A 14,912-nucleotide genomic window follows, 5' to 3' on the forward strand; every position below is an offset into this window, starting at 1 on the left:
ATCCATGCCCGCCGGCCGTCCGTGGCGGTGTTTACAAGCAGCCGGTAAGAATTGCCCAGGCGGGGCTCAGCCGCGCGGCGCGCCCGGGTCGCCTTTTTCGTAGACGTCCAGACGGTTGTAGAGCGTTTTCAGGCTTACGCCCAGCGATTCGGCCGCCAGGCGCTTGTCGCCGGCATAGTGGGCCAGCGTGGCCAGGATGAATTCGCGCTGCGCGTCTCCCAGCGGCGTGCCCAGCGGCAGGCTGAGCTGGCCGTCGCGCACTTCCGCCTGGCGGGCGGCGCGCGGGCGCGCGGCCAGTTCCAGGTTGAGTTCCGCGTCGGCCAGGATGTAGGCGCGCTGCACGGCGTTGCGCAGTTCGCGCACGTTGCCGGGCCAGTCATAGCGCGCCATCGCGTCCAGCATGCGGCGCGAAAACACCTTGCGGGTCTGGTGGCGTTCGTTCAGGGCGTCGAGAAAGCGCTGGGCCAGGATCACCGCGTCTGCCTCGCGCTCGCGCAGGGGCGGCACGCGCAGGGGGATCACCAGCAGGCGGTGCAGGAAGTCCTGCCGCAGCCTGCCGTCGGCCACCGAGGCGGCGGGGTCGCGGTTGCTCGCACAGATGATGCGCGCGTTGGCCCGCAGCAGGTCGGAGCCGCCCACGCGCTGGTAGGTGCCGGTTTCGAGCACGCGCAGGAAATGCACCTGCATGTCGGGCGGCATTTCCGTGACCTCGTCCAGGAAGAGGGTGCCACCGCTGGCCGATTCGAAATAGCCGGCGCTTTGCGTCACGGCGCCCGTGAAGCTGCCTTTCTCGTGTCCGAACAGTTCGGCATGCGCGAGCGAGCCGCTGATGGCGCCGCAGTTCACCGCCACGAAGGGCTGGTCTTTGCGGTCGCTCGCCGCGTGGATGGCGCGGGCCACCAGCTCTTTGCCGGCGCCGCTTTCGCCCACCACGAAAACGCTGGCGTCGGTGGCGGCTGCGAGCTGGATCTGGCTGGCCAGTTTGCGCATGACGGGGGACATGCCCGCCGTCTCCAGAATGCCTTCGGTGCAGGCAAGCGTGTCCCCACGCTGCGCCATGGTGCGGTTTGGCATGGGAGATTTCCTCGATATTCGTTTAATGTTAGAGACGCGGCGCAGGGGTATCTGCGACCAGATGCAAGGAATCGAAAACGTTATTGCAATGTGGCAAATCGGCGCGCCGGCCGGCGCTAGAGTCGGTATTGTGCCGATCGGAGCTTGTCCGATTCCTGGGCGGGGCAGGGTTCCCGCCTCGGGCAGAACGTTGAACGCGGCCGGCCGGAGGCCCGGGCGCGCCCAACCCTTTCGCATGTCGAGCGGAGTCGCTATGCCTCACCTGCTTATCGTGGACGATGACGAAGCCATCAGGGAGACCTTGGCCGAGATCGGCCGGGACAGCGGTTTTTCGGTGGCGGTGGCCGCTTCCATCAAGGACGCCATGATCCAGCTCGACCGCCAGGCGCCGGATCTCGTGCTCACCGACGTGCGCCTGCCGGAAGGCAGCGGCATGGACATTTTCAAGAACGTGGCCGTCGCCAGCGCCGAGGTCGTGGTCATGACCGGCCACGGGACCGTGGACAATGCCGTGCAGGCGCTGCGGCTGGGCGCCACCGACTACCTGGTCAAGCCGATCAGCATGGACCGGCTCAATCTCATCCTTTCGCGCATCCTGGCCAACTCGGGCGAGGTGCCGCCCGGCACGCCTTTCGAGGAAGAAGGTCGCTTCGGCAAGATGTACGGCGCTTCGCCGCCCATGCGCGAGCTGTACCGGCAGATCGCCCGGGTGGCGCCCACCGACGTCACCACGCTGCTGATCGGCGAGAGCGGCACGGGCAAGGAGCTGGCCGCGCATGCCATCCACGAACTGAGCGGGCGGCGCCAACGCCCGTTCGTCGCGGTCAACTGCGGCGCGATATCGCCCAATCTCATCGAAAGCGAGATGTTCGGCCACGAGCGCGGCAGCTTCACGGGCGCCGACCGCCAGCACAAGGGATATTTCGAGCGGGCCGACGGCGGCACGCTGTTCCTCGACGAAGTCACGGAGATGCCGCCGGACCTGCAGGTGAAGCTGCTGCGCGTGCTGGAAACCGGCCAGTTCATGCGCGTGGGCACCAATCGCGAGATTTCCTGCGACATCCGCATCGTGGCCGCCACCAACCGCAACCCCGAGCAGGCGGTGCAGGAAGGCAAGCTGCGCGAAGACCTGTATTACCGCCTGAGCGTGTTTCCGCTGGAACTGCCGCCGCTGCGCGAACGCGGCGAGGACATCGTCTACCTGGCCGAGCGTTTCCTCGAAGCGCAGAACCGCGAGACGGGGCGCAACAAAGCGTTCTCCGCGCATGCGCTGGAAGTGCTGCGCCAGTACGAATGGCCGGGCAACGTGCGCGAGCTCAAGAACTTCGTGCGGCGCGCCTTCATCATGGCCGAGGGCGACGAGCTCGACGTGGACATGCTGGCGCCCCAGGTGTCCCCGGGCGGCGAGCCGGCCGTGGAGCACGTGACGGTGCCGGTGGGCGAAACCCTGGCCGACGCCGACCGCAGGCTGATTCTCGCCACCCTGGAACGGTGCAAGGGCGTGAAGAAACAGACCGCCGCCGTGCTGGGCATCAGCCCCAAGACGCTCTACAACCGCCTCGAAGAGTACGCCGCGGCGGGCTATCACGTCCCCGGCGACGACGGCGAGGCCAAGGGCTGACTCCGCGGCCCGCCCGCGCCCGGACCGGCGCTGCGGGCATTTCGGATCCCCCGCGAAAGCGCATCGCATTTTTCTCTCTCCGGACCTTGCTGCCGGCGTTCCTGGCGCCAGCGTCTTTCTCGTCTCCGGCCGCGTTGCGCGGCGCAGCCCTGGGCAGCAATTGCCATGCCCGGCGCGGGCACGCGGCTTGCGCCGCGCGATCCACGGACGCACGGTCCGCGACCGGACCGACCCTGCAAGGAGAATCCTCATGAGCCAGCACAAGCAACCTCCCGCCGCCGGAACGCCGGGGCCGGAGCGCGACGCGCCCAAGGCCAACCGGCCGCGCGAAGAGGGCGAGGCCGCCCGGCGGAGCGGGCAATTCGGCGCGGACAAGCCGGGCTTCGGCAAAGCGCCGCCGCCCGTGCGGCGCGAGGCCGACAAGACGCCGCACCGCAAGGGACCGGAATACGAGGAAGGCGGGCCGTATCCCGGCAAGCAGCCGGGCGATGCCTGACGGCCCGCACGTGCGCCGAAAAACCGCCTCCCGAGGCTGACGCAACCCGCCCGGACGCGCCTGTGCAAGGGCGCGCCTTGCGCAGGGCGCGGGCGCGTCCGCTGCGGGTCAGCGCCGGCGGCGCGAGACGCCGGCCTCGTCCGCGTCGGCGACGCGGTCGGGCGCGATGTCCAGGCCGTCCCGCGTGTCGTCGTCCGGATCCACGCTTTCGCGTTCCCCGGTGGACTGCGCGTCGCTGTCGGTGCCGGCCATGCCGGGCGGCAGGTCGCTGGCGGAGTCGGAGGAATCGCTCGGCCCGAGATCGGGCCGGCCGCTGTCATCGGTGTCGGGCAGGGGCAAGGGTTTGCGGGGCATGGCTGTCTCCCATGGCAGGCGTTGCCGTCGGTGCGCGCCAAGGCCGGCGCGGGGCATCCCGGCGAGGTGCAGACCGGCGCGGTGCAGATCGGCGCGGGGCGTCGCGGTGCCGGCCTCCGCCGCGCGCATGAGGCATGCCGGAAAGCGGCAGGCCAGCAATCGGCGGTGCAGCAAGCGCCGTGCCGGCCGACGCCGGCGGCGTCCGGGCATGGAAGTTGCTGTCCCGGGGAGCATTCATTCCGCGAGGAGGCCGCCATGTCCCTGATTGTTGCGGCGCGCCTGGAAACTTTCGACCAGGCCAGCGCGGTTGCCGCGCGCCTGCATGCCGAAGGCTTTCCGGAGGACGCCATCCATACCTTCTACATCAACACGGCGGGCGAGCATGCCCGCTACCCCATCGGCGGCGACCGCGCCGCCGATCCGGACGCGCGTGGCGCGCATTTCGGCGCGGTGGCCGGCGCGGCGGCGCTGGGGCTGGTGTTTGCGGTGATCGGCGGCGCGCTGGCCTCGCGCATGGCGGGCTCGACGCTGCTCGTCATCATCGCGGCCGGCGTGGGCGCCTATCTGGGCGCGCTGGCGGGCGCGCTGTGGATCACAGGACGGGTGCGGCGGCCCGCGGCGGGACAGCCGCTACCGCATCCGCCCCTGCGGCAGGCCGGCGTGATGCTGGCGCTGCATGTGACCCCGGCCCAGGAAGGGCTGGCCCGGCGCGTGCTGCGCGAGGGCGGCGGCCACGACATCGAGCGCGCCCGGGGCCGCTGGGCGCAGGGGCGCTGGGAGGACTTCGACCCGCTCAAGCCGCCGCAGCAGGCGGAGCCCACATCGACGACCGCGCAACAATGAGGCGAGCCGTGGCCACGTCCGCCAGGCTATCCGCCGCGCCGGGGTGGCGGCGCGCCAGCGCGGCCGCGCTGGCCGTGCTGCTCTGGGCTGCGCTGCCGGCGGCGCGCTGCCCATGCTGGCCGATCAGCTAAAAGAAGGCGCGGGCATTGCGGCAGGCGCCGGCGACGCCGCGGCAAATCCTGCCCGGCGGCGCGGCCGGCGAGCCGCCCGCCGTGTCGCCGGCCGCTAATGCGATCCGGGTGCGTCGTTCCCCCACATGCCGAGCTTTTTCAGCATGCGCGGCCCCAGGGTGCGGCGCGACGCCTCGTAGTCTTTCCAGGCGTCGCCGTACTCGCGCGCCAGCGCCAGCGCATTGCGGATGTTGCAGGCGTCGCCACGCAGATCCCGCGCCTCGTCCAGGGCCTCCCACGGTAGCGGCATGGATACCGGCGCGCCGTCGCGGGCGCGCGCGGAATAGGCGGCGATGGCCGTCGCGCCGTTGCCGTTGCGCAGATAGTCCACGAATATCCGTCCGCGCCGCCGCGCTTTGGACATACTGGCGATGAATCTTTCGGGAATCACCCGTTCCAGCTCGCTGGCCAGGGCGTGGCTGAAGTCTTTCACCGTGTCCCAGTCCTGGGTGGGACGCAGCGGGGCCACCAGGTGCAGCCCCTTGCCGCCCGTGGTCTTGAGAAAGGGCGCCAGCCCCACTTCGCGCATCAGCCCCTGGACGAGCCTGGCTCCCTCGGCCACGGCGCGCCAGTCCACGCCTTCGCCGGGGTCGAGGTCGATGGTGATGCGGTCCGGATTGTCGCCGCGAGGGTCGCGCGACCCCCAGGTGTGGAACTCGATGACCCCGATCTGCGCCAGTTCGAGCAGGCCGCGCGGCTCGCGGATGACGAGGTCCTGGCCTTGCCGTTCCAGGCCGGGAGGCAGGGCGCCGCTGATGTGCTTCTGGAAAAAGCACTCGCCGTCCACGCCTTCGGGGCAGCGCAGCAGCGCGACACGGCGTCCTCGCAGATGCGGCATCATCAGCCCGGCGGCCGACTCGTAGTACTGCACGAGGTCGAGCTTGCGAGTGTCGGGCTTGCGCAGCACGATGCGGTCGGGATGGGTGACGCGCACCCCGTCCGGCGCTGCCCCGCGGGACGGGTCGGCGGCGGGCGGGTCGGCCGGGGTTTCGCCGCTTACCTGCGAGGCAGGCTTGTCTTCGCGCAGGCCCGCGAACGAGGCCTGGCGCAGCAGGCCGTCGTCGGTAATGCCGGCGTAGTTCACTTCGGCAACCAGTTCCGGCCGCACCCATTGCACGCTGCCTGGGCGGCCGCTGCCGTAGCGGCCGGAACCGGGCAGGGGCGCCGAGAAGGGACTGCGGCCGGTGTGCAGGGCCCGCAGCCTGCGGTGCAGCGATGCCAGGACCTCGGCGGTGTAGCCGGTGCCGACCCGGCCGGCATACTGCAGCGCGCCGCCTTTGCGCAGCCCCACCAGCAGCGCGCCGAAATGGCGGCGCGACCCGGACGGCGCGGTATACCCGCCGATCACGAACTCCTGGCGCGGGCGGCATTTGAGCTTGAGCCAGTCCTTGCCGCGCCCGGCCGAGTAGGGCGCGTCCAGCCGCTTGCAGATCAGGCCCTCCAGTCCGAGCCGGCAGGCTTCTCCCCAGGCGGCGCGTCCCTGCTTTCCGTCGTTCACTTCGAGGCGCTGCGTCATGCGCAGCGGGGCGTCGGCGGGCAGATCCGCAAGCAGCGCCTGCAGGCGCGCCTGGCGTTCGGACAGCGGCAGCGCGCGCAGGTCGCGCCCGTTCCAGTAGGGCAGGTCGAAGGCGACGAAGACCAGCCCTTGCTGTTCGCCGTCCAGCGCGTTCTGCAGCCGCTGGAAATCGGACAGCCCGCGCTCGTCCAGGCTGACGACTTCGCCGTCTATCCAGCCCGCGCCCAGGTCCAGCCGGGCCAGGGCGTCGGCCAGCGGCCGCATGCGTGCCGTCCAGTCGCCGCCGTTTCGGCTGCGGAAGTCCACGCCGCGCCTGCCCTTGCCGATGCGGCAGAGCACCCGGTAGCCGTCGTATTTCACTTCATAGGACCAGCCCGGGCCGTCGGGCGGGCGGTCGACCAGGGTGGCGAGCTGAGGCTCGATGGACGCGGGCATGGCGGCCTTGCGTCCGGCCCGCGCCGCCCCGGCGGCGGCCTTGCGCCGGCGGGCGGCGCCGTCTAGCGGGCCGTTATCTTGAGGGTCGTCGTCTTGCCGCCGGCGAGGCGTCCCGCCGGCCGCGCCTGCCGGATCTTCGGCATCGTCGCCGGGGACGGCGTAGCGGTCGTCCAGCTTGCGCAGCAGCCATTGCTTGCCGTTGCGGCCCAGGCGCAGCAGCACCCATTCGCCCCGCATGGCGCCGCCCCGCAGCGTGAAATGCAGATGGCCTCGGGCCAGCCCGCGCCCGGGGTCGCCCTCCGGTATCCAGGTGCCGCTGTCCCAGATGTCGACGTGGCCGGCGCCGTAATGGCCTTCGGGGATGTCGCCCTCGAACTTGCCGTACTCCAGCGGATGGTCTTCCACCCTCACGGCCAGCCGCTTGACGCCGGGGTCGCGGCTCGGCCCCTTGGGCACGGCCCAGCTCACCAGCACGCCGTCCAGCTCCAGCCGGAAGTCGTAATGCAGGTGGCTGGCCTGGTGCCGCTGTATGACGTACGACAGTGCGCGGCCCCGCGCCTGGCGGGCTGCGCGGCCGGGGGGCTCGCTGGTGGCGCGGAAATCGCGCTTCTTGCGGTATTCGCTCAGGGGCTGGTCCAATGGGGACTCCTCAGGCCGCTTTGCGCCGCGAGGGCGCGCTGCGGGCGCCGGTCTTGCGCGCGCCGGCCTTGGCGGCGGCCTTGGCGGCCCCGGCGCCCGCGGAAGCGGCGGAGGCCGCCTTCTTGCGCGCGGCGGACGGCTTGCCGCCGCGGCTTTCTATGCTCTGCTTCAGCATGGCCATGAGGTCGATCACCTTGGCCGACCGGCGCGCGGGGGCCTCGCCGGCTTCGGTGAGCACGTGGGTCTTGCCCGCCTTGATCTTCCGGTCGATGGCGTCGAGCAGGTCTTCGCGGTATTCGTCGCGGAAGGCGTCCGGATCCCATTCCATGGCCATGTCCTGCACCAGCCGCAGCGCCATTTCCTTCTCGCGCGGCGTAGGCGCGTCGGCCGGGCGCGGCGCGGGCAGCTCCAGTTCGCCGGCGGGCAGGATCTCGTCGGCATAGCGCAGGGTGATGAGCATGAGCGCCTCCGCCTGGGGCAGCAGCGCGCACAGGTGCTCGCGGGTGTGCAGCACCACGCGGGCCAGGCCGAGCCTGCCGCTCTTGCGCAGCACGTCGCGCAGCAGCGCATAGCCCTTGGCGCCGCGCCGGTCGGGCGCAAGGTAGTAGGGCGTGTCGTAGTAGAAGATGGGGATCTCGGCGGCGTCCACGAATCCCTGCACGTCCACGGTCTGCGTGGCGGCGACGTTGGCGCGCCGGAAATCCTCGTCGCTGAGATAGACGTACTCGCCTTTCTCGTACTCGTAGCCCTTGACGATGTCTTCGGCCGCGATGGACTTGCCCGTGCGCTTGTTGATGCGCTGGTAGCCGACGGGGGAGTCGTCGCGCCGGTCTATCCAGTCGAAATCGAGGCGGTGCGGCCGGGTAGCGGCGTACACCACGATAGGTATGTGCACCAGGCCGAAGGCGATGGCGCCTTTCCAGATAGTTCTGGGCATGTCCGGCTCCTGAAAGGGAGAACGCGCGGCCCGCCCCCGCGGGGGCGGGCCGCGCGGCACGCATGCGTCAGCAACCGCCGTGCCCGGGGCTCCGGACGCGGCGGCTGCCGCGGTTTTCCGCCTGCGCGCCCGCCGCCGCGGGCTTACTGGCGGCCCACCAGCACGCCGAACAGAAAGGCGGCGCCCGCCACCAGCCCCACGGCCTGCCAGGGGCGGGCCTGGATATATTCCTCGGTGCAGTCCAGCGTTTCCCTGACCAGGTCGTTGGCGGTTTCCGACGCCGCGCGCAGGCTCTGGCGGGTGGCCTGGAGCTGGTCGGACAGGCGGGCCTTGAGCGCGTCGATGTCCGCGTTGGCAGGGTCGCGCAGCGTCTCCTCCAGATCGTCGATCCAGCTTTCCGGACTGCGGGCGCGCCGGCGCGCGACGCCGTCGTCCGGTCCGTTCTCGGGAAAATCGGAGGGCGCGGGATTATGGGTAGAGGCCATCGGATGCTCCTGTGGTCGGGCAGACAAAGCGGCGCGCGGGCCGGCCCGGTCGGCGCCGCGCTAGGCGGGGTCCATGTGGCGGCACGCCTGGGCGCATGCCAGGCAGGCGTTGGCGCAGGACTGGCAGTGCTGCGCCGCGAACGAGGCGCACTCGCGGGCGCAGGCGTCGCACGCCAACGCGCACAATCTGCATGCGGCAATGGAAAACATTCCGCCGCGGGCGACGAGCCGCGCCGCGGTGCGGCACACGGCCGCGCATTCCAGGTCGAACCGGATGCAGGATTGCATGGACTGCGGGTTGTCGGCAAGACACATCGCAGCGCAGTGGTCGCAGGCGGCGGCGCATTCCTCACAGGCTTGCACAGATTTGCGGAATTGTGGGCTTTGCATTGCATCTCCTTGTATTCCAGGCTTGCCGCAGGGCAAGCGCCCCAGCAAACGGCGCGCCCGCCGACCGGCCACATCCGCTTGCAATTTCGCCGGCCCCCCTCCGGCGCCTGCCCGCAGTAGCATGGAGACATCGCCACCGCAGGAGCCAGGCATGAAATCCGGAGAGAAATCCGCCGGCCGCGCAGCGCGGGTGTCGCTGCAGGCCAAGGTGCTGCCGCCCGATTCGCCCGTGGAAGTCCCCAATCTGCCGCCCGTGCCCGACAAGAACACGCCCGACGAAGCGGCGCGCGACGCGCGCGTGCGCGTGGACGAGCAGACCGAATCCAACTGGGCCGACGGCAGCGCCCCGCAGCCCCGCGCCAGGAACGCGCGCTCGTCCCTGCTCTGAAACCCCGGGGCGCTCCCCGCCTTCCGCAACGGCGGGCGCAACGGGGCAGCCGGGCGTCCCGGGCACGCCAATTGCTGCGGGCGTGGCCTCAACCGGCAATCGGTATCCGGGCACATGGGAGCCACGCATGGACAAGGAATTGCAGGACGCCAACATCGCCATTCTCGTGGTGGACGGCTTTGAGCAGATCGAGCTGACCAGCCCGCGCGATGCGCTGCAGGCGCAGGGCGCGCGCACGGTGGTCGTTTCCGCACGGCGCGAGCCGGTGCAGGGCATGAATCACCACGAAAAGGCAGACAGCGTCGAGGCCGAACTGATCTTCGCCGAGGCCGATCCGGAGCATTTCGACGCGGTGCTGCTGCCCGGCGGCGTCATCAACGCCGACGAGATCCGTATGCACGCCAAGGCCCGGGAATTCGTGCGCGCCATGCACGAGGCCGGCAAGCCCATCGCCGTCATCTGCCATGGCGGCTGGCTGCTCATCTCCGCCGGCCTGGTCAAGGGCCGCAGGATGACGAGCTGGCCGTCTCTGGCCGACGACCTGAAGAACGCCGGCGCCCACTGGGTGGACGAGGAAGTGGTGGTGGACGGGCGCTGGGTCAGCAGCCGCAGGCCCGGCGACCTGCCGGCATTCAACCGTGAAATGCTGCGCGTATTCGCGCTGGCCCGGCGCTGAAGCCGCGCCGCCGGCTGCCGCATCAACGCAAAGGAGGTACCCGCCATGCCCGCGTTCCATCGCATGCACGTCCCGCCCAAGCCCGAGCCGATCCCGCCGGGGTCGCCGCCCGGAGACTTGCCGGTCGACCCCGATACCGACGAGCCCGACGTGGACCTGCCTCCGAGCGAGGCGCCGGACAAGCAGAAGACCGCGCCCGCGCCGCATTGAAGGGTCGCCGCCAGGGGGCGCGCCGCCATAGGGCGCGCCGCCACAGGGCGCGCCGCCATTTCCACCAAGAAGAAAAGGAGTCGCCATGTCGACCATACTGCTGATTATTCTCATCCTGCTGCTCATCGGGGCGGTGCCGGCCTGGCCGTACAGCCGCAACTGGGGGTATTACCCGAGCGGGCTGCTGGGCATCGTGGTCATCGTGCTGATCGTGCTGCTGCTCATGGGACGGCTATAGCGCCTTTTCGCGCGTCCTCCACCGCGCGGCGCGCCGCCTGGCGGAGGGCGCGGGGCCGGCGTAACATCGCGGGGTTTCCGACTCCCCCGGGCACGCCGTGCCGCGTTGTATGCGCATTCCCCTGCTGATCCTCATCGAGAGCGTCAAAGACTACCTGCCGCGCTTCGAACAATCCGGTTTCGCCCCCGTCTGGGCGCCCACGGCCGAGGCGCGCGCCCGGACCATCGCCGAGCGCGGGCAGGACATCCGCATCGTGCTCACGCGGGGCGCCACGGGCCTGCGCGGCGACGAAATGCAGGCCATGCCCCGCCTCGAAATCGTGTGTTCGCTGGGCGTGGGCTATGAAAACATCGACCTGGACGCGGCCCGCCGGCGCGGGATCGTCGTCACGCACGGGCCCGGCACCAATGCGGTGTCCGTGGCCGATCACGCCATGGCCCTGCTATTGGGCGCGGCGCGCCGCCTGCCGCAGGCGGACGCCGCCGTGCGGCGGGGCGGCTGGAGCGGCTTCATGGGGCCGCAGGTCGCGGGCAAGCGCCTGGGGCTGATCGGGCTGGGGCACATCGGCCGGGAAATCGCCCGGCGCGGGGCGCTGGGTTTCGGCATGCGGGTGGGCTATTGCACGCGCCGTCCCCGGCCGGAAAGCGGCTATGCGCATTACGCGGACGTGCGCGCGCTGGCCCGAGACTCGGATTTCCTGGTGGTGGCCGCGCCGGGCGGGGCCGCCACGCACCACCTGGTCGACGAGACGGTGCTCGACGCGCTGGGGCCGCAAGGCTACCTGGTGAATGTGGCGCGCGGCAGCGTGGTGGATACGCAGGCGCTCATCGCCGCCCTGGAGCAAGGCCGCATCGCCGGCGCGGGCCTGGACGTCGTGGAGGGCGAGCCCGACGTGCCCGAGGCGCTCAAGCGCCTGGACAACGTGGTGCTCACGCCGCACAGCGCCGGCCGTTCGCCCGAGGCGGTGGAGAACACCGTCAGTCTCTTCCTGCAGAACGCCGCCGCCCACTTCGCGGGCCGCCCCGTGCTCACCCCCGTGCCCGATGCGGGACACCGCGGATAGCAGCGTCCGCCGCGCTGGCGGGCAGGGAGCCTGCCGCCCTCAGTGCGAGAACAGCACCGGCACCGTCATGCTCTTGAGCACCGAGGCGGTGGCGCCGCCCATGGCCCATTCGCGCAGCTTGCTGTGGCCGTAGGCGCCCATCACGATGAGGTCGGCGCTGTGGTCGGCGGCCGTGTTGAGGATAGTGGCGCCGACGCCCACGCCGCGGATGTCGCGCCTGACGTGCCGCGGCTCGGGAACGCCATGCAGCTCGAAATACGTGGCTAGCTCGGCGAAGGGAATGGCGGGCTCGCGCGTCGTCGTGGATTCGCCCTCGTCCATGGTGAGCACCACGATCTCGCCGGCGTGCTTGAGCAGGGGCATGGCGTCGGCCAGCGCGCGCGCCGCCTCTCGGCTGCGGTCCCAGCAGTAGACGATGCGCTCGCCCACGCCCGTGAACGTGCCGCTGGAGGGCACCACGAGCACCGGCCGTCCGGCGGACAGCAGCGTCTGTTCCACGAATTCGATTTCATGGGCCGCGTCGGTGTCGCGAGGGTTTTCCTGGCTCAGCACGATGAGGTCGGCGGTGCGGCCGTACAGCGCCATGCACGCGCTGGGCGAGCTTTCGGCGCTGCGCACCGAAGCCGCCACGTCGGCCGCCGAAGCGGAGGCCAGGAAGCCGTTCTGCACCGCGGCGCGGTCTTCGGCCAGCACCTGCTTCATGACGTCGAGCGCGCGGGAAAGCAGCACGGATTCCCCGTAGTAATACTGCGGCGGGGCGGAACTGGCGTAGATGCCGAGCACCTCCGCCTTGTGGCGCCGGGCCAGCGCCAGGGCGACGGTGGTGCGGCGTTGGCAATCGTAACCCTGGTCCAGGTGCAAAGCGATGCGGCGGTACATGGCGGCCTCCTTGTCAGCGTCCATGCCCAAATGGTCGGACAGACCGGCGCCCGGCTTCTTGACCTGGATCAAGCGGCGGCGGCCCGAGGCGGGCGGGCGCATCCGGCCGCCCGCGCGTTGCGCAATCCGGCAATTTGTCCTGGGGACGGTCCGGCGGCGCGGGGAGGCTGCCCGTGCGCTCCGGGCGGCCCGCCGGCTCACGCCCGCTGGGCGCGTTCGCGCAACTGCCGGATCTGGCGCGCCTGCTGGCCGATGCGCGCCAGCGGCCCGGACAGGGCGGCATCCGCCGCGAGGGGCGGGGGCGGGCTCAGGCGCGGAGCCTGGCCGGCCTCGCGTCCCGAGAGCGCCGCGGCCAGGATCTGGCCGTATGCCCGCAGGGCAGCGGCCGCTTCCGAGCCCTCGGGCGGGCCGGGCTGCAGTTCCAGCACGGTGCCGGCCGCGGTCACGCGGCGCATCGCATTGAGCAGGCCCACCGCCGTTTCCACATTGCGCTCGCGGTGCACGGGATTCTGCTGCAGGCGCTGCAAGGCGGCCTCGGCGTTGTCGGCGGCCAGGCAGGCCGCCCGCCGCAGCGCCTCGACCTGTGGCCGGGCCGCGTCAGGCCGGGCCGCGCCAGGCCGGGCCGCGCCAGGCCGGGCCGCGTCGGACCCCGCGGCGTCAGGCGGGGCGGCGCCCGGGCCGGCCTTGGCGTCGGCCAGCGCCCGCACGTAGTCCGCGTGCCGCTGCAAGGCGTCGGCCAGCGCGCCCGCCAGCTGGCGCGGCGCTTTCTCGGGCCAGGCCAGGAACCCGACCAGCAGCGCCAGCACCCCGCCCAGGACGCTGTTGAAGGCGCGCAGCGCGGCCAGGGTGGGCTCATAGATCTCGGGCTGCTGGATGTGGCTCACCAGCACGAACTGGGAGGTGAGAAAGAAGGTGAAAAGCGCGTAGTGGACGGTGCGGGCGGCGAAGGTGCCCAAGGCGATGGGCAGCACCGCCAGCGCCACGGACAGCGGGCTGCCGAGCAGCAAACCCAGCAGGGAGGCGCCGATCGCGCCGGCCACGCTGCCCGCCACGCGCTCCAGGGTGCGCTGCCACGTGGTGGCGAAATACGGCTGCAGAATGAACACCAGGGTGAGCGACATCCAGTAGCCGTGGTTGACGGCGAAGGTGCGCGACAGCGCCACGGCGATGGTGGCGCCCAGGCCCACGCGCAGCGCGTGGCGGAAGGCGTCGGAATCCCGCCGCATGTTCTGGCGCAGGGCGCGCCATGCCCGGCGCGCCGGATCGCGCGCGTGCGCCGGCAGCGACGGCGCGGCCGCGGCCGCGCCCTGGTCGAACAGCGATTGCGCCACCGATGCGGCGTTGCGCAGCAGGCGGTCGAGCACGGGCAGGATGGCGGACAGATCCGGCGCATAGGCGGCCGGGGCGCCGCGCAGTTCGCGCAGGCCCGCGCGGCAATGCTCCAGCCGGTCGCGCAGGCGCTGCGCCTGCCTGGGGTCGGCCACGTCGGACACGCCGGCAATGGCGTTGGCCACGCTGGCGTAACGGTGCAGCGCGTGCGCGAGGTGGGCGCCGGCGCTGCGTCCCAGCCAGCGCGGGGTGTGCGACTCGAGCAGGTCGGCGGCGGCCACGAGGGCGATGAAGCTGTCTTCGGCGTTGCCGAGCAGGAAGAAGAGCTGCTGCGCGCGGGCGCGGCGCGAGGGCCGGGCGTCCTGCACTTCGCCGATGCGGCCGCGCGCGGCTTCGAGCAGGGCGCGCAAGGCGCTGCGCTGCGGCCGGGTGACGGCGCTCCATGCCTGGGGACGGTCGGCATCAGGCACCAGGCCGGAATACATGCGCGCCAGCGCGTCGGCGAAGTCGGCCAGCCCCTGGTAGCAATGCGCCACGCTGCGCGTGGCGTCTTTCCAGGGCCGCCTGCGCCAGACCAGGGCCGACATCAGCATGGCCCAGACCGCGCCGGCCAGGAAGAACAGCGTGTACCCGAGGCAATCGGCCAGGGTGGGGGCCGGCAGTTCGGCGGCGACCACGAAGCCCGCGGAGAGCAGGGTGCCGATAATGGCCGCCGCCGGGCCCAGCACCCGCAGCAGGCCGCCGAAGGTGCAGCACAGAAAGGTGAGCGGCAGCAGCAGCCAGAGGTGCGGCGACGATGCCGTGGCCAGCAGGCAATAGAGTCCGCCGATCAGGCCCAGCGCCAGCATGGCGCCGGCGCGCTGGCGCAACGGCCCGCCCGGATCGCCGAAACACGCCCAGAACGCGGCGATGGCGCTCCATCCCAACCGGGGTTCGCCGGCCAGCACGGCGAGCACGACCGGCGCGGCGCTGATGGCGGCCGCCTGCAGCGCGTCCAGCCACAGGATATTGCGCGCCGACGCGCGCCACGAAGACAACAGGCTCATCGAGCAAACGGGGACTGCGGAAAGCGCCAACCCTACCATGTGCGCAAGACCGCCGCGCCGGCGGCGGCCATTCCGTGTACGCATGGTTACAACTGATCGGCATCCGGCGCCGCGCGGCGCGCC

General features: G+C 71.5%; 16 protein-coding genes. 8 read left to right on the forward strand and 8 right to left on the reverse strand.

Features of this window, described 5'->3' with window-relative positions; translation table 11 throughout:
• Nucleotides 1-66: 66 nt before the first annotated feature.
• A complete protein-coding gene (locus NGJ44_RS18830; RefSeq protein ID WP_502802149.1) occupies nucleotides 67-990 on the reverse strand; it encodes a sigma-54 interaction domain-containing protein in 924 nt (307 codons plus the stop codon).
• A gap of 337 nt (nucleotides 991-1,327) precedes the next feature.
• Here NGJ44_RS18830 and NGJ44_RS18835 point away from each other — a divergent pair, with 337 nt between their 5' ends.
• Complete coding sequence (locus NGJ44_RS18835; protein ID WP_053246639.1) at nucleotides 1,328-2,695, forward strand: sigma-54-dependent transcriptional regulator; 1,368 nt, start codon at nucleotides 1,328-1,330, stop codon at nucleotides 2,693-2,695.
• 250 nt (nucleotides 2,696-2,945) lie between these two features.
• Nucleotides 2,946-3,191 (forward strand): hypothetical protein, encoded by a 246-nt coding sequence (locus NGJ44_RS18840; RefSeq protein ID WP_251865049.1) that lies wholly within the window; start codon nucleotides 2,946-2,948, stop codon nucleotides 3,189-3,191.
• A gap of 108 nt (nucleotides 3,192-3,299) precedes the next feature.
• Here the strand turns inward: NGJ44_RS18840 and NGJ44_RS18845 are convergent, their stop codons facing one another.
• Nucleotides 3,300-3,545: a hypothetical protein gene (locus tag NGJ44_RS18845; RefSeq protein ID WP_251865052.1), complete on the reverse strand. Its 246-nt coding sequence runs from the start codon at nucleotides 3,543-3,545 to the stop codon at nucleotides 3,300-3,302.
• 255 nt (nucleotides 3,546-3,800) lie between these two features.
• Here NGJ44_RS18845 and NGJ44_RS18850 point away from each other — a divergent pair, with 255 nt between their 5' ends.
• Nucleotides 3,801-4,388: a hypothetical protein gene (locus tag NGJ44_RS18850; RefSeq protein WP_251865053.1), complete on the forward strand. Its 588-nt coding sequence runs from the start codon at nucleotides 3,801-3,803 to the stop codon at nucleotides 4,386-4,388.
• 225 nt (nucleotides 4,389-4,613) lie between these two features.
• Here NGJ44_RS18850 and ligD read toward each other — a convergent pair whose 3' ends face one another.
• From ligD to NGJ44_RS23205, 4 genes are all read right to left on the reverse strand, one after another.
• Nucleotides 4,614-7,148: a DNA ligase D gene (ligD, locus tag NGJ44_RS18855; RefSeq protein WP_251865055.1), complete on the reverse strand. Its 2,535-nt coding sequence runs from the start codon at nucleotides 7,146-7,148 to the stop codon at nucleotides 4,614-4,616.
• Nucleotides 7,149-7,158: 10 nt separating this feature from the next.
• Nucleotides 7,159-8,085 (reverse strand): non-homologous end joining protein Ku, encoded by a 927-nt coding sequence (ku, locus tag NGJ44_RS18860; RefSeq protein WP_251865057.1) that lies wholly within the window; start codon nucleotides 8,083-8,085, stop codon nucleotides 7,159-7,161.
• Between the two features lie 143 nt (nucleotides 8,086-8,228).
• On the reverse strand, nucleotides 8,229-8,570 hold the full coding sequence (locus NGJ44_RS18865; RefSeq protein ID WP_251865059.1) for an ElaB/YgaM/YqjD family protein: 342 nt from the start codon (nucleotides 8,568-8,570) through the stop codon (nucleotides 8,229-8,231).
• A 60-nt stretch (nucleotides 8,571-8,630) separates the two neighbouring features.
• Nucleotides 8,631-9,113 (reverse strand): four-helix bundle copper-binding protein, encoded by a 483-nt coding sequence (locus tag NGJ44_RS23205; protein WP_502802148.1) that lies wholly within the window; start codon nucleotides 9,111-9,113, stop codon nucleotides 8,631-8,633.
• Here NGJ44_RS23205 and NGJ44_RS18875 point away from each other — a divergent pair.
• From NGJ44_RS18875 to NGJ44_RS18895, 5 genes are all read left to right on the forward strand, one after another.
• Nucleotides 9,112-9,348, forward strand: a complete 237-nt coding sequence (locus NGJ44_RS18875) for a hypothetical protein (RefSeq protein ID WP_053245852.1) — start codon at nucleotides 9,112-9,114, stop codon at nucleotides 9,346-9,348. The genes NGJ44_RS23205 and NGJ44_RS18875 overlap by 2 nt on opposite strands.
• 127 nt (nucleotides 9,349-9,475) lie before the next feature.
• A complete protein-coding gene (locus NGJ44_RS18880) occupies nucleotides 9,476-10,024 on the forward strand; it encodes a type 1 glutamine amidotransferase domain-containing protein (protein ID WP_053245853.1) in 549 nt (182 codons plus the stop codon).
• A gap of 45 nt (nucleotides 10,025-10,069) precedes the next feature.
• A complete protein-coding gene (locus NGJ44_RS18885) occupies nucleotides 10,070-10,234 on the forward strand; it encodes a hypothetical protein (RefSeq protein ID WP_200908055.1) in 165 nt (54 codons plus the stop codon).
• Nucleotides 10,235-10,319: 85 nt separating this feature from the next.
• A complete protein-coding gene (locus tag NGJ44_RS18890) occupies nucleotides 10,320-10,472 on the forward strand; it encodes a DUF3309 family protein (RefSeq protein WP_082308452.1) in 153 nt (50 codons plus the stop codon).
• 109 nt (nucleotides 10,473-10,581) lie between these two features.
• On the forward strand, nucleotides 10,582-11,535 hold the full coding sequence (locus NGJ44_RS18895) for a 2-hydroxyacid dehydrogenase (protein WP_251865061.1): 954 nt from the start codon (nucleotides 10,582-10,584) through the stop codon (nucleotides 11,533-11,535).
• Between the two features lie 39 nt (nucleotides 11,536-11,574).
• Here NGJ44_RS18895 and NGJ44_RS18900 read toward each other — a convergent pair whose 3' ends face one another.
• Together NGJ44_RS18900 and NGJ44_RS18905 are read right to left on the reverse strand one after the other, a co-directional pair.
• Complete coding sequence (locus NGJ44_RS18900) at nucleotides 11,575-12,438, reverse strand: universal stress protein (protein ID WP_235490498.1); 864 nt, start codon at nucleotides 12,436-12,438, stop codon at nucleotides 11,575-11,577.
• A 173-nt stretch (nucleotides 12,439-12,611) separates the two neighbouring features.
• Nucleotides 12,612-14,789, reverse strand: a complete 2,178-nt coding sequence (locus NGJ44_RS18905) for an FUSC family protein (protein ID WP_251865063.1) — start codon at nucleotides 14,787-14,789, stop codon at nucleotides 12,612-12,614.
• Between the last annotated feature and the right edge of the window lie 123 nt (nucleotides 14,790-14,912).

The sequence above is a fragment of the Achromobacter sp. Marseille-Q4962 genome (assembly GCF_943737005.1).
In the GTDB taxonomy this organism is placed as follows: Bacteria; Pseudomonadota; Gammaproteobacteria; order Burkholderiales; family Burkholderiaceae_B; genus Achromobacter.